Genomic DNA, 15151 nt, shown 5'->3' with positions numbered 1-15151 from the left:
CCCCGGTCAAGTGAAGTAAGTTTACTTCAAGCGTTAAAAACCAATAAAATGAAACAAACCATCCCAGTCAAACGTCTCGAATATTTTATTCCTGAAACGGCTGCCCCGAATTCCAATATGACAAACGTCAATATCGACTTCGAAAAGGGAAACCTGTCCCTGGAAGGCGACAGCCAGCTGATGGTGACGGACACGGGAAGATCGCGACTGGCCCGGTCGACTTTCAGCAAGGGAAGAATAAAAGTGAATGCCCAGATATTTCCGGGGGTGAAAGTCCATCTCTCCGATATCTCGAATGGCGAATTGGTCTTTTCCCTGGAAGGAAAATTGGAGGATGGGAAAAGCATCAACTCCTGCTCCGGTCTGCTGGTCCTGAACAATAAAGCCGACAGCAAAGAGCAAGGCATTGAAAAATGGCATCTGGCCGTTTATCTGTATGATGATTTCAACGAGCGGCGAGAGATAAAGCTCATATTGACAATGCATTACGTCAAAGAAAATGCCGAGCTAAATTAGGCCCTGTTCCAGCACTAATTACCCACAACCCGTGTACTGCGATCAATGGCATATTTCCTACTTTTAATGTATGAATGCCTTGATCATAGATGACAACAAGATCGCCCGGACCACCATCCGCCAACTTGCCGGTAAGGTAAGTGACATCGTTGTTGTCGCCGAATGCACCAACGCAATGGAGGCCTATGATCTGCTGCAAACCCAACCGGTGGACCTTCTCCTGCTGGATATCGAAATGCCGGCCATGTCAGGACTGGACCTCACCCGCAATCTGACCAACAAACGTCCCGTTATCATTTTTGTCTCTTCCAAAAAAGAGTATGCCGCCGATGCCTTTGAACTCAACGTGGCCGACTATCTCATAAAGCCCGTAACGACCCCCCGTTTTATGCAGGCCATCGATAAGGCAAGGGACATCATCGAAAGCAACAGGGAAGAGGTGAAGTGGTCCGGGGATGAATTCATCTTTATCCGCGACTCCAATATCGTGCGAAGACTGAAACTGGACAGTATCCTGTATGCGGAGGCCATGGGTGACTATGTCAAGTTGTACACGTCCGAACGATTCTATGCTATTCATGCCACATTGAAAGCGGTGGAGGAAAGACTTCCCCCTTCCTACTTTATGCGCGTACACCGGTCCTACCTGGTGGCAGTAAATAAGATAGACACCATGGACGCAGGTTCGTTGGTCATCAACGGCAGACCGCTGCCGGTGGCCGATGCATTCCGCGCCGCATTGAACAAGAGAATGAACATCCTTTAGCAGGTTGATCAATATCTATCGGCTATGACCAGTAACCGGATCATTTATCTCCTACTTTGCGCATTTATTGCCGGCAACCTGCTGGTCATTTTCATGCAATATAATTCCTCCCGGAATATTCAATTGCTCATCACCGGGAACAAACAGCTGTTGAATGAAATGCGCTCGGGAAACCGCCTGCGCGAACTGGAGCAAGACCTCCTCTCCTCAGAAATAAGGATCGGCCGGGCCGTACTCACCAATGACAGCATCCCGCTCGTCCAGGCAGAATCGCTGCTCGCCGAAGCCCTCACCTTACTCGATTCCCTGAGAATAACCTATAATCAGGATAGCACCCTGAGGAACATCAACCGGCTTGCCACGCTGGCCGATGAAAAATCCGCGATGATCAATCAGATCCTCGACAGCTTCCGCCACAAGGCTAAGGTCACCCCCGAAAGTTACAGGACCATTATGCAACACCGGCTGTTTTTCGCCGATGTCAACGAAACCAGCCGAAGGATCTACGCCAGCCGTCAGCGATTGCTGGATTCTATCTCCAATTCGATCGATGAAAGCGGATCACAGGCGGAAAACTGGAGCATCGTCATGATCATGATCGTGCTCGTCAGCGGGGCCGTATTGTTCTGGTATATCATCAGCAGGATACGCCAGCAGAATCTCCTGATCCAACGACTGGACTCCTCCGAGAAAAAAGTACGGGAGGTCTCAATGATCAAAGAGAACTTCATGGCGAACATGAGTCATGAGATCCGCACCCCCATGAATGCGATCCTGGGATTCACGAACCTGCTAAAATCGAAGACCCGCGATCCCGAACTGATAGAATTTGTCGATGCCATCCGGCAATCGGGGGATAACCTGCTGACGATCATCAACGATATTCTCGATCTGTCGAAGATCGAGGCGGGCATGATGCGCATCGAATCCGCCCCCTTCAGCGTCCGGGGACTCCTGCATTCCGTTCAAACGATGTTCGCGGAAAAAATGAATGAAAAGAGGTTGCTTTTCTCCTGTACGGTCGACGAGTCGATCCCGGATACCCTGTCGGGCGATGCCACCCGGCTGACGCAGATCCTGGTGAATGTGATCGGCAACGCGCTTAAATTCACCTCCGAGGGCTCCATACAGGTTAAGATCTCCAATCGGGGAATGACCCCGAAGCGGATCCTCCTCGGCTTCGTCATCAGGGACACCGGGATAGGAATTGCAAAGGAAAAAGTATCCGACATCTTTGAAAGATTCCGGCAGGCGGAGGATTCCATGACCCGCAAATATGGCGGCACCGGGCTGGGTCTGTCCATCGTTAAAGACCTGGTATACCTGCAACACGGGGAAATATCCGTAGAGAGCGAACCGGGCGTCGGTACGACCTTCAATTTTACCCTGCCTTATGAAATAGCCATCGGCCCCTTGAGCGGGGCGACAACCTCCGCAGCGACAGAATCCGAATATCCCGACGCCCGCCATATCCATATCCTCGTCGTGGAGGATAATGAAACGAATCAGAACCTCGTCAAGCATCTGCTCAATCGTTGGAGGTTCTCCTATGACATTGTGAACAATGGGATGGAAGCGATAAAAAGATTACAGACCCGGCGATTCGACCTGGTCCTGATGGATGTCCAGATGCCCATGATGGACGGCTATACCGCAACCCGGGAGATCAGGATGAAATTAAAGCTCGACACGCCCGTCATCGCGATGACGGCCCATGCGTTTGCGGGCGAACGGGAGAAATGTCTCAGCTATGGAATGAATGACTACATTGCCAAACCCATCAGTGAACGCGAACTCTTCAGACTGATCGAACGTTTCACCGGCGTAAACCACGATTACCAGCATATCGATCTGCGGTATATGCACGGGATCAGCGAGGGGAATAAGGACTATGAAAAGACCGTGACAAAACAATTTATCGAGGTGATCCCCGGCGATATCGGGGACCTGGAAACGGGACTAGCCAACCAGGATGCCGTCGCACTCGCGAAAGTTGCGCATATCATGCGATCCGATGTTGCGGTGTTGGGACTGCTGGACGAGATCCAGCCGCATCTCGACGTGCTGGAATTCGAGATCTTCGATGAAAAAAGATTCCTGGATGCCATTACGGCCGTGAAAAGGGTTTGCCTCAGTGCGTTGAAGGAGGCCAGGGATTACTATGCCTCGCTGCCCGCTTAGGGTGGTCCCACGTAAGATGATCCCGGGTTAAGATCATCCCCCCGGTAATTTACATCACCGGGGGGATATTTCCGTCCAGGTAGTGTGACATGTAGTAGAGTCCTGACGGGGGAAATGAATGGTCATCATAGGCTTCTCTTCTGTTTCTTGGATGGTACACAGGCTTGCTGCCGGCCAGACAGCGATTTAAGGCTCTATCCTTCGACACAAAGATCGTGTCGTTGGAAAACTGTCCATTGGGAAATACGATTAACGGGCGAAAACTGTCGGTGAAATGGAGTTTTTAGTGGTTGACAGCCAATTTTATCGGCAAATAACGCCGATCCTAGGATTTCGGGCTTTATTGTCGTAAATTATATAGTATTATTACGATCCAAAACTACGTGTCGCCCTTATGCAATTGAAGTCTTTCATAGTTGCAGCCCTCTTAACCGGATTGACCCACCTGTTATACGGCCAGACAACATTGACCTTTTCACCCACAACGATCCCCGATGGGCTATATGGCTCGATCTATACCGATCAGCCCCTGACGGTGACAGGTGGCCTCTCTCCGTATACTTTTTCTCTTTCCGCAGGCACCCTTCCCCCGGGCATGTCCGTGACCCCCGACGGAAGAATATCCGGTACGCCAACCGCCGCCGGCTCGTACACGTTTACCCTCGCAGCCGCGGACGCCACCCCGGCGCCGGATCAGACCATCGGCACGCAGACCTACACGCTGGTCATCGACCAGGCCGCCCTGACTATCACGGCAGGCGATGCGAACATGCTCTATGGGGGGGCCATACCGGCCTTAAGCGCCACCTACGCCGGCTTTGTCAACGGCGACAATTCCGCCAGCCTGACGACCGGCCCCTCCTTCTCTACGGCGGCCAGCTCGACCTCCGCCCCCGGTCCTTACCCCATCACGGTCTCCGGCGCGGCGAGTCTCAACTATGCCATCACCTACAACCCCGGAACGATGACGGTGGGCAAGGCCCCGCTGACCGTCACGGCCGATAACCAGACGATGCCGCTGGGTGGCCCCCTGCCGCCCCTGACCGTCAGTATCACCGGCTTCGTCAATGGAGAAGATGTGGCCAGTCTCACGACCGCACCCACGGGCTCGACCCTGGCAACGGCGACCTCACCCGCCGGTCCTTATCCGATCACACCCGGCGGCGGCGTATCCATGAACTATAGCTTCAACTATGTCCCCGGCACCCTGAACATAGCTACAGCCATCCTGACCATCACCGCCGAACCCGCCGGCAGCGTCTATGGCGCCCCCCTGGTGTCCAGCGGTGCGCTTACCGTCACGTACAGCGGTTTTGTCAACGGAGACGGCCCCGGCAGTATGACGATGCCGCCGACCGTCGCCAACACGGCAGGGGTGGGGTCTCCCGCAGGCACCTACACCCTGACTCCCTCCGGCGCCGTGAACCCCAACTATACCATCAACTATGTCACCGGCAACTATACGATCAGCCCGGCGGCCCTGACCATTACCGCGGCGGACCAGAACATGACCTATGGAGGCGCGGTGCCGCCGTTAACCGCCACCTATACCGGCTTTGTCAATGGCGATAACGCCGCCAGCCTGACGACCCCGCCGGCATTCTCCACGACGGCCAGCCCGACATCCCCCCCAGGGCCTTACCCCATCACCGTCACAGGGGCCGCGAATTCCAACTATGCCATCGGCTACCAGCCCGGCACGATGACGGTGGGCAAGGCGCCGCTGACCGTCAAGGCCGACGACAAAGCCATGGCCCTGGGCGGCCCCCTGCCACCCCTGACCGTCAGCATCACCGGCTTCGTCAATGGAGACAATGTGGGCAGCCTCACCGCCGCACCCACAGCCTCTACCACGGCAACGGCGGGCTCGCCCGCCGGCGGCTACGCGATCACCGCTGGCGGTGGCGCATCCTTGAACTATAGCTTCAACTATCTCCCCGGCACCCTGACCGTGGCTACCGCCCTCCTCACCATCACCGCCAATCCCGCCGGCAGCGTCTATGGCGCTCCCCTCTTGTCCGGCGGTGCGCTTACCGTCAATTACAGCGGATTTGTAAACGGAGACGGTCCCGGCAGTATGACCGTACCGCCAACCGTCGCCAACACAGCGTTGCCAGGCTCTCCCGTGGGCACCTACACATTGACACCCTCCGGCGCCGTAAACCCCAACTATACCATCCAGTATGTCACCGGCAACTATACGATCAGCCAGGCGGCCCTGACGATTACGGCGGCAAATCAGAATATCACCTATGGAGGCACAGTGCCGCCTTTAAACGCCACCTATGCGGGCTTTGTCAACGGCGACAATGCCGGCAGCCTGACGACACCGCCCACACTCTCCACGTTGGCCAATCAGCTTTCCCCTGCCGGACCATATACCATCACCGCGTCAGGTGCGGTGGATCCCAACTATAGCATCTCCTATCAGCCGGGCACCCTGACGGTAGACAAGGCGCTGCTAACCGTAACGGCCGACAACAAAGCCATGTCCCTGGGAGGTCCGCTGCCCCCGCTGACGGTCCGCTACACCGGCTTTGTCAATGGGGACAACGCGGCCAGCCTGGCGGCACAGCCCACGGCCTCGACGACGGCAACACCGGCTTCGCCCGCCGGCAACTATCCGATCACGGCCAGCGGCGGATCGTCGTCCAACTATAGTTTCAGCTATGTCGACGGCACCCTGACCGTGGCAACCGCCGTCCTGAACATCACGGCCAGTCCCTCCGGCAGCGTCTACGGCGATCCCCTCGTACCCACCGGATCGCTTCCGATCAGCTACACCGGCTTCCTCAACGGGGATGGTCCCAACAGCCTGACCGTGCTGCCAACCATCACCAACACGGCCTATCCGGGTGCCCCCGTAGGCACCTATACCCTGATCCCCTCCGGTGCGGTGGACCCCAACTATACCATCCAGTATAACAATGGCGACTATACGATCCGGCCGGCGGTGCTGACCGTTTCGGCGGCTGACCAGTCCATCACCTACGGAGGCGCAGTGCCGCCGCTGACAGCGTCCTACAGTGGTTTTGTCAACGGGGACAATCTCTCCAGGCTGATCACGCCGGCTACGGTAGCTACGACGGTAACCCCGGCCTCGCCCGCCGGCGCTTATCCCATCACGGTATCCGGCGCGGTGAGTCCGAATTACAACTTTGTCTATAACCCCGGCACACTCACCGTCAATCCAGCTGCGCTGGCCGTAACCGCCACGCCTCAGACAAAAGTCTATGGCAGCGCAGACCCGGCGCTAGCGTATACAGCCAGCGGCTATTTAAATGGAGACAACACCGGAATATTTACCGGATCGCTGAGCAGAGCGGCAGGTGAGAATGTAGGTACCTATCCCATAACGCTCGGCAGCCTTAGTGGCGGCAACAACTATACGCTCAATTACACCGGAAGCTTGTTGACGATCACCGTTGCCCCGCAGCATATCACCTGGGGCCAAAGTCTGATGGTTGGCTGCAACAGCACAACACAGGTGCAGCTGACCGCGACGGCCAGCAGCGGTCTGCCGGTGACCTATTCGGTACCCGACACCAGCGTCGCCAGCGTATCGGGGAACGTACTGACCTTGCTGCACCCGGGCTCCACGGTCGTAACCGCCACGCAGACCGGGGACGCCAATCACACCGCGGCGCCGCCCGTTACCGACACCGTATTCTATCAGTCTGCTTCGCTCATCCGGCAACACTGGACCGATGCCATCTTCTTTGACAACAGCGGTGGCAATTATTTACAATGGCAATGGTACAAGGATGGCCAGGCCGTTGCAGGCGCCACGAACCCGTATTATAGCGAAACACCCACGCTCAACGGCAAATACTATGTCGTTGCGACCAACCTGATCGGCCAGCAGATCCAGAGCTGTATACTCGCCATCACCGGCGGCGCCCCGTTGACCGGGGGGATCAGCGTTCGTCCCAATCCGGCTTCCGCGGGCACGCAGGTCACCGTGACCAGCAATTATACCAGCGCCGCCTTGCCGGGCGCCGTTATGCAGATCGTGGACCTCACCGGCAGGGTCCGGCAACAAATAACCGCCGTTCAGCCGGCGATGCAGGTGACCATGCCTGCCGAAACAGGCATCTACGTTATCAACCTGCTGCTGGCCAGCGGACAAAAGGCAAGCACCAATGTGCTGGTGGTGAAATAGGATATGACAAATGAAAATCAGAAAGCAATAAAATGATCGCGAAAATAATAGGAGCCCTGGTCTGTCTTACCGCAATTCTCACCCAAGCCCGTGCGCAGGAGATAGGGGTGGAGTTGAACGCCGGTTTGCAGGGATTGCAATACTCGTTGCAGAACGGCCAGAACAAGCAACAGCCGGGCGGTTCTTTGGGGGTGAACTATACGTTTCGGCTGACCAGCCGGTTGGGGTTTTTGACCGGCATCTCCGGCGGGCTCTACCGTACCCAGGCCAGCTTGCGGGACGGCCTTGTTCTTACCTATGGTGAGGTGGACGACGGGGGTTCCGCGTTTCAATACAACGTGAAAGTAACCGGGTATAAGGAATCGCAGCGATTTTTTGCCGCAAGCATTCCGCTGCTGTTGCAATTCCATACCATCGACGCCGACATCCAGTGGTACGTCAATGGCGGCGCAAAAGTATTCATCCCCTTCCATACCAGCATCCAGGCCTCCGCACAACAGCTGAGTATGTCCGGCTATTATCCCGATTTCAACATCGCGGTGTCCAACCTGCCCCAACATGGCTTCGGAACTCTGAACAACTGGTCCGGCAGCACCAGCTCCGACCTGAAACCCGCGGCGGCGCTAAGCGCAGCCTCCGGTGTAAGTTTTGTGATAAGACCCGGGATGCGTCTTTATACGGGCCTTTTCCTCGACTACGGCCTGACCAAGGTAAATGGCAAGAACAGCGTCACGTCCCTCGCCACCTACAGTTCCTCCGGGATAAACGGGGTGAAGGTCAACAGCGTGCTCGATCTGCCCGGTGCCGGCCCGGCGAAAATATTTTCCTTCGGACTGCAGGCAAGGCTGACCATCGGCGCCTCGAAGGAAAAACCGGCCTACCAGCCCAAAAAGATCGGCTCGCAGCAACCCACGCAGTCGACCCTCAACTATGACGAAGCAGCGATCATCCAGGCGCCAATTGTATTTGGTTTTGTTGGGGAGACAGCCGTTCCCGAGATCCAGAAAGCCCATCTGGAAGATGTGGTAAACCTCCTGAAGCAATATCCCGAAGTTCGCATCATCATTGAAGGGCATTATTGCGACAGCGAAACCGAAACGGAGAACAAAGGGGTAGGGGCGGCAAGGGCCCGTGCCGTTGCCCGTTACCTCCGGGAAAAAGGCATCGACCGCAACCGAATGAGCGTCACGTCGGCCGGCGAAAGCGATCCCGTGCAGCCCGGCAATCCCGCCGTCAATCACCAGAACCGGCGCGCGGTCATAACGATAAAATAGCAAAGCCCAACCAATGCCGGATATCCACCAGTCAGTACTTATAGGCGCGTCTGCTGAAAACGTCTATCGCGCCCTCACCACGCAGGAAGGCCTCGCCGCCTGGTGGACACCCGACACGACGGCCAGGGCCGAGGTCAACAGCATCGCCCGCTTTCCCTTTGGCCCGGATTACTTCAAGGAAATGAAGATTACGCAACTAAAACCCGGTGAACTCGTCAAGTGGACCTGCATCAGCGGGGCTGCCGAGTGGACAGGAACCGCACTCTCTTTTACCCTCCTGCCGGGCAGCAAAGCCACCTTGCTGCGTCTGCATCCAGAAGCACAGGATCAGATCGGTCAGCAAAGTGAACCGGAAGGGACGCTGTTGATCTTCCGGCATGATGGCTGGCGGGAGGATACGCCCATGTTCGCCGAATGCAGCTATACCTGGGGCCAGTTCCTGCGGAGTTTAAAGTTGCTGTGCGAAACCGGCGAGGGGAGGCCCTGGCCCAATCAGCACCGCGCGCGCTAACCCAGAGCTCCTAATCCATATCTTTGTTATCAAACCCCACTTTAAATTATGCCCCTTCTCTTCAGATCAAAGCCCGCATTGTGTTTATGGTTTTCCCTTGTGTTGACCTTCTTTGCTTCAACCCTTGCCGTTGCCCAAACCGATTCCATCGTCTTAAGGGACATCTCCTGGGATAAGAATTCGCCGGCCGGCATGACGGAGTTATTTATTCCTTCGAATAATGCGCTCTTAGCCGGATTTATCTATAAGGCGAATGGGTCCCGCAAACACCCTACGCTGTTGCTCCTCCATGGCTATCCGGGTAACGAGCGTAACCTCGACCTGGCACAGGTGGTCAGGGCCCATGGATGGAATGTTATCTATTTTGATTATCGTGGGTCGTGGGGAAGCCAGGGCAAATTTTCGTTCAAAAACTGTGTTGAAGATGTGGTCAACGTCGTGGCTTTTTGTAGAAAACAGGCAGATTCTTTGCAGATCGACACCTCCAATATCGCGCTGTTTGGGCATAGCATGGGCGGGTTTGTTTGTCTGAAGGCATTGCAGCTGCTGCCCGGAATAAAAAAGGGCTTTGCCTTATCGACCTGGGATATTTACGGTGATTACAAAAAGGTGCTGACAGAAAAGGAAATGGTGGCAATGGCCGCCGCCCCCGACCTTGGCGGACGGTACTTCGTTTTAAATTCCTCGCTTCATGAAATATTTGATCCCGTATTAAAGGACCCGGACTATTTTAATCTGGCCAAAGGGGCAACCGCATTGGCGAAAAAACAGCTCATAATGCTTGATGAACATACCCGGAATAGTGCCCTGGCCAATGCGTTACGATCGGCTAACGAGTCCTATTTCAAATACGACGTTTGGCAAACCGATCATCCCTTCACAAATAAACGGGTGGCGCTTATGAAGATGGTGCTTGCTTTTTTGGATAAGTAATTCTCCAAAAGCAAAATTGACTTGATTCAGTATTGCCAAAATCTTGACCAATATGTATTGGGAAGAACATATAGACAGACTAAAAAAATCATATTCTCCTGCAGAGTTTTCAGTCCCCTTTAGCGATTGGGTTGAGATAATGAAAAAGATTGAGAATCGCTTTATAAAGAAGGTCAATTCTAATTACCATTTTTCCAATTGGAAGAATAATATTAGAAAAGAAATTGAAGTAGCAACCATAAACGCGAAAGACCTGGAAAGCTCTTTAATGTTTCTGACTGATTCGACCAATCATTGGGTAATAATCCCCAATAGTCAGGCGCCGACAGCAAGCCACTATGTGTATGATTGCAATCTAGGTTCGCTGATTGCCCTGGTACGACTGCACAAGGCCAGTTTCTTCATTGTTGAAAAAAAATACGGTTGGTTTACATTCTTTTGTGTGACCGAAGATAACAATAGCGTTACTATATTAAAGAGTGGTGAATCAATTACACCTTTTGACAAATTAGCCAATGGATAACCCAATTTTAATCTCCATACTCTTTCTAGGTCTTTTCCTCACAAACACGACATCCGGGCAAGGCTACAATAAAAGGTGATAGCGTATGGGTTTCCCAGGACCCGGTCACGATCCATAGACATGATACAGTCTGGTCGGCATCAGACGGTGGTTTCTTCTACTACAGAGGAACGATCACCAGCAAAGAAGATCAATTCGTTATCCGTCTTATTATGACCAAATGTGACTATTGCGTCATACCAAGCGGCAGCTCAAGATTGGAAAAGTTCAATGACAAGGTGCTTAGCGGCCGGGCGACCGTTAATGGCCTGGTTATAGGTGATCGTTTTTACAGGAAGGAAGCGCCAGGAAATACAACTAATTGAAAATCAATACGAATTCAAAAGAACCGTTTCACCGAAAAGGCATTGGTAAGCCCGAACCCCTGAAAGGCGACCTACGCTGGCTTCTTTCCCAAAAGCCGGATAAACCGAAAATGTGAAACGACGGCTGATCTGAAGGTGGGCATATTATTGTAGGGCACATTAAACGCCGCGCACTCCTTCTGAACAAGCCTGCTCAATGCCGGATAGTGTATATGGCTTATTCGCGGAAATAAATGATGTTCTATCTGATAATTCAACCCGCCGACAAGCCACGAAATAATTCTGTTATTGCGTGAAAAATTGGCAGTCGTTTTTACCTGGTGTATTGCCCACTCATTCTCTATCAGCTTCGCTTCAACGCTTACCGAATCAAATTCTGTTTCCTCAACGACATGGGCCAGCTGGAAAATGATGGATAGGGTGAGCCCTTGGCCAATGTGCATGGAGAAAAAGTACACCAACCAGGATTGCCAACCCATCAGCACAATGGGAACAACGATATAAAAGACCAGGTAAAGCACCTTGCTTATCCAGAAGATCGTGTGATCGGCCGCCGACATCTTCGCAAGCGGGGTGTTGACTATCTTCCTTCTAAAATACTTCTCATAATCCTGGAAAAGCACCCAAATGATGGAGCTGAAGGCGTATAGCAACGGAGTATAAAGGTGTTGCAGGCGATGAGCAGGCAACCACCGCTGTGAGCCACACATCCGGATAAAAGGGCTTTTGGCAATATCATCATCGATCCCTTCAATATTGGTGTAGGTGTGGTGGATGATATTGTGCTTTTGTTTCCAGATGAAACTATTACCCCCCAGGGCATTCAGGGTAAGCCCGAGTGTCTTGTTAACCCATTTACGGGAAGAATAGCTGCCATGATTGGCGTCGTGCATGACATTAAACCCGATGCTTGCCAGCGCGAAACCCAAAAACAAACTGGCCAGGATCGTGGGCAGAACCGTCATGGGTACAAATAGCAATAATACATATAAGCAAATAGCCGAAAGGATGAGAACGACAGATTTAACGTATAGCTGTACATTGCCCGTCTTCTTTTTTCCAGTATATGTAAAATATTGGTCTACAGACGCTTTTAGGGAGGTGTAAAAGACTTGATTTTTGTTATTGAAGCTTACTTTGGCCATGTGCAAGTGATGATATTCTTTAAAGGGTCCAGACAAATGTCGACTATTATAACGTCATTTACATGAAAAATAAGTAACGAATGAAGACCGTATTACAATTTAATCTGGTCGTCCTTTTTTTTATGGAATTAGGGATGTTGACGGCACTGGGCTATTGGGGATTCCATACCCATACAGGCGCCCCCGCCTGGCTATGGGGAATCGGCCTGCCGCTGGCAGTAGCCTTTCTATGGGGGATATGGGCCGCACCCAGATCTTCCCGCAGATTGGGAATGCCTTATCGGGCCATTTTTGCCACCGTCCTTTTCGGACTGGCGGCTTTCTTATGGTCCAGGGCCGGACAGGAGAAATATGCGATCATCTTTTTTATCGTTTCGGTGATCTCCATGCTTACCGGTTATTTGTCGGAAAGCTGAGGCCGGGCTTTTTAACGTCTTCCAGGAATTGTAAATTTAGGTTGCCAAAACTATACTAATATGAGAGATCGATCGATTGTGGTCAGCGTATGTTTATTGCTGGCGATCGCGCCGATGATAGCCCGCGCGCAAGTGGGGATAGATGAAGACCTGCTGAAAGATATTTCGGCGATCAAAGCGATCGACAATCACGCGCATCCATTGAAGTATGTGGCTGCGGGGCAGAAGCCCGATAATGAATATGACGCATTACCGGTCGAAGCCGTTCCCCCTTTCCCGCTGCCCTTCCGGATCAGAGAAACCAACCCCGAATTCATCAGGGCCTGGAAGGAATTATATGGCTATCCCTATAATGACAGGAGCCCGGCACATCTCAAAGAACTGATGGCTTCCAAACAACGCGTACTCGACAGGCTGGGAGAAAATTTTCCGGCCTGGGTACTGGACAGGGTCAATATTGAAACGATGTTCGCCAACCGGGTTGCGATGGGCGAGGGGCTGATTCATCCCCGTTTTAGATGGGTGGCATTTGACGATGCCTTACTGTTTCCGCTTAGCAACAAAAAGGCGAAAGCCGCCAATCCGGACTACAATGGCTTTTACCCTGGGGTGGAGAAATTGCTCAAACGCTATATCGGCGATCTTGGCCTGAGCACCTTGCCGTCATCACTGGATCTTTACCTTAAGACCATTGTGACGCCAACGCTCGAAAGGCAAAAGAAGGCCGGGGCAGTGGCCATTAAATTCGAAGCCGCCTACCTGCGCAAACTGGATTTTAACAACCCCGACAGGACGATAGCCAGCGCAACTTACGCGAGGTTCGTAGCAGGCGGCGAGCCGCGCGCCAATGACTATAAGATCCTCCAGGATTTTCTTTTCTACTACCTGGCACGTGAAGCAGGCCGCCTGGGAATGGCAGTTCACATCCATTGCTTTTCGGGGGTCGGCAGTTTCTACGACCAAAGCGGCAGCAACCCTTTGCTCCTTCAATCGGTTTTTAACGATAGTTCTTTGCGTAAAACCAATTTTGTGCTCCTCCATGGCGGCTATCCCTTCACAAAAGAGGTCAGCTCCCTGATGAGCAAACCAAATGTTTATGGCGACTTTTCGCTGCAAACACTGATCACTTACCCCCGTGAGCTCAGTGAAACATTGAGGAACTGGCTTGAAATGTACCCCGAAAAGATCCTTTTTGGAACGGATGCCTTTTCCTTAAGCCCGGAAATTGACTGGGAGGTGGTGACATGGCTTTCAAACAACTCGACAAGGCGGGCGCTGGCACTGGCATTAACCGGCATGATAAACGACGGTGAAATAGACCGCGCAAAGGCAATGGAAATGGCCAGGATGGCGCTGCATGACAATGCCGCAGGATTATATGGGACCCGGTGATATCGGAAGTCTGAATCCCCAAAAAACCTTCAAAGTAATTTTTTTTGCGTAAGTAAATACTTACGCATATATTTGTAAGCGATTACTTACATATAACTGTAACACTATGAGAAGAGACGTATTCCATGCAATATCGGATCCTACAAGAAGAGAGATCATTAACCTTATAGCTCACCAGCCATTGAACCTTAATACCATTGCCGAAAACTTCACAATGAGCAGACCGGCTATTTCACAGCACATGAAAATATTGATCGAGTGCGGGCTGATAGCCGTAGAGAAAAAAGGGCGGGAAAGGTATTGCGAGGCCAAACTCGAAAAACTGGATGAAGTAGCCCAGTGGATAGAACAGTACAGAGCGGTATGGCAGCAAAAACATGATCGCCTGGATAAGGTTCTTAACAAGCTGGTTAATAAAAAGCGAAAAGATCAATAACAAAAAATAAATAAAATGAGCACGCAAAATCAAACAAAGATCATCGCCGAGAGCAACAAACAGGAGATCTACATCATTCGGGAGTTTGATGCCCCGAGAGAAGCTGTATTCAATGCCTACGCCGATCCGGAAATATTGGTGCAATGGCTTGGCCCCGAAGACAGGATCATGAAAATAGAGAAGTATGAATCGCGTTCGGGAGGAGCTTACCGATACTTTATTTGTAACCGGCAGGGAAAGACCATCGCGGCTTTCAACGGCGCGATCCATGAGGTAACGGCGCCGGAAAGGATCATCCAAACTTTTGAATTTGAAGGTTTACCCGAGAGAGGACACGTTACGCTGGATACCGTGATCTTTGAAGAATTACCGGATAACCGGACAAAGGTGACCGCACATTCTGTTTTCCGTTCGGTTGCCGATAGAAACGCCATGATGCAGTCGGGCGTAGAAAAAGGGCTTAACGAGGGTTATCGAAAACTGGACGCCTTATTACAATTAAAAGTCATATCTTGAAGTAAATCAAAGGAA

The 15151-nt window shown here is 52.4% G+C and carries 13 protein-coding genes; 12 read left to right on the top strand and 1 reads right to left on the bottom strand.

The features are described from left to right. Positions 1 to 48 precede the first annotated feature (48 nt). The 8 genes from VGM48_RS03935 to VGM48_RS03900 all read left to right on the top strand — a co-directional run bounded on the left by VGM48_RS03935 (position 49) and on the right by VGM48_RS03900 (position 10866). Entirely contained in the window at positions 49 to 516 is a 468-nt protein-coding gene (locus tag VGM48_RS03935) for a hypothetical protein (protein WP_331576415.1), read from the top strand. 70 nt (positions 517 to 586) lie between these two features. Next, a complete protein-coding gene (locus tag VGM48_RS03930; protein WP_331576414.1) occupies positions 587 to 1282 on the top strand; it encodes a LytTR family DNA-binding domain-containing protein in 696 nt (231 codons plus the stop codon). A 24-nt stretch (positions 1283 to 1306) separates the two neighbouring features. Continuing rightward, positions 1307 to 3463, top strand: coding sequence for an ATP-binding protein (locus VGM48_RS03925; protein ID WP_331576413.1), 2157 nt, complete (start codon positions 1307 to 1309; stop codon positions 3461 to 3463). Positions 3464 to 3857: 394 nt separating this feature from the next. Further along, entirely contained in the window at positions 3858 to 7625 is a 3768-nt protein-coding gene (locus tag VGM48_RS03920; RefSeq protein WP_331576412.1) for an MBG domain-containing protein, read from the top strand. Between the two features lie 32 nt (positions 7626 to 7657). Further along, positions 7658 to 8899 (top strand): OmpA family protein, encoded by a 1242-nt coding sequence (locus tag VGM48_RS03915; RefSeq protein ID WP_331576411.1) that lies wholly within the window; start codon positions 7658 to 7660, stop codon positions 8897 to 8899. A gap of 13 nt (positions 8900 to 8912) precedes the next feature. Further along, a complete protein-coding gene (locus tag VGM48_RS03910) occupies positions 8913 to 9410 on the top strand; it encodes an SRPBCC domain-containing protein (protein ID WP_331576410.1) in 498 nt (165 codons plus the stop codon). Positions 9411 to 9458: 48 nt separating this feature from the next. Next, positions 9459 to 10343, top strand: a complete 885-nt coding sequence (locus tag VGM48_RS03905; RefSeq protein WP_331576409.1) for an alpha/beta hydrolase family protein — start codon at positions 9459 to 9461, stop codon at positions 10341 to 10343. A gap of 52 nt (positions 10344 to 10395) precedes the next feature. Then, positions 10396 to 10866 (top strand): DUF6756 family protein, encoded by a 471-nt coding sequence (locus tag VGM48_RS03900; protein WP_331576408.1) that lies wholly within the window; start codon positions 10396 to 10398, stop codon positions 10864 to 10866. Positions 10867 to 11302: 436 nt separating this feature from the next. On the opposite strand, the gene VGM48_RS03895 is transcribed toward VGM48_RS03900, so the two are convergent. Then, positions 11303 to 12196 carry an acyl-CoA desaturase gene (locus VGM48_RS03895; RefSeq protein ID WP_331576407.1) on the bottom strand — a complete coding sequence of 298 codons (894 nt, stop codon included), beginning with the start codon at positions 12194 to 12196 and terminating at the stop codon, positions 11303 to 11305. Between the two features lie 260 nt (positions 12197 to 12456). On the opposite strand from VGM48_RS03895, the gene VGM48_RS03890 reads away from it, so the two are divergent. From VGM48_RS03890 to VGM48_RS03875, 4 genes are all read left to right on the top strand, one after another. Next, entirely contained in the window at positions 12457 to 12792 is a 336-nt protein-coding gene (locus tag VGM48_RS03890) for a YrdB family protein (RefSeq protein WP_331576406.1), read from the top strand. A 60-nt stretch (positions 12793 to 12852) separates the two neighbouring features. Next, positions 12853 to 14184 (top strand): amidohydrolase family protein, encoded by a 1332-nt coding sequence (locus tag VGM48_RS03885; protein WP_331576405.1) that lies wholly within the window; start codon positions 12853 to 12855, stop codon positions 14182 to 14184. 106 nt (positions 14185 to 14290) lie between these two features. After that, positions 14291 to 14620, top strand: a complete 330-nt coding sequence (locus VGM48_RS03880) for a metalloregulator ArsR/SmtB family transcription factor (RefSeq protein WP_331576404.1) — start codon at positions 14291 to 14293, stop codon at positions 14618 to 14620. Positions 14621 to 14635: 15 nt separating this feature from the next. Further along, positions 14636 to 15136: an SRPBCC family protein gene (locus VGM48_RS03875; RefSeq protein ID WP_331576403.1), complete on the top strand. Its 501-nt coding sequence runs from the start codon at positions 14636 to 14638 to the stop codon at positions 15134 to 15136. The last annotated feature ends 15 nt before the right edge of the window (positions 15137 to 15151 follow it).

This window comes from Puia sp. (assembly GCF_036500295.1).
In the GTDB taxonomy this organism is placed as follows: domain Bacteria; phylum Bacteroidota; class Bacteroidia; order Chitinophagales; family Chitinophagaceae; genus Puia.
The sequence above is the reverse complement of the archived record's forward strand: the minus strand, read 5'-3'. Positions and strand labels throughout refer to the sequence as shown.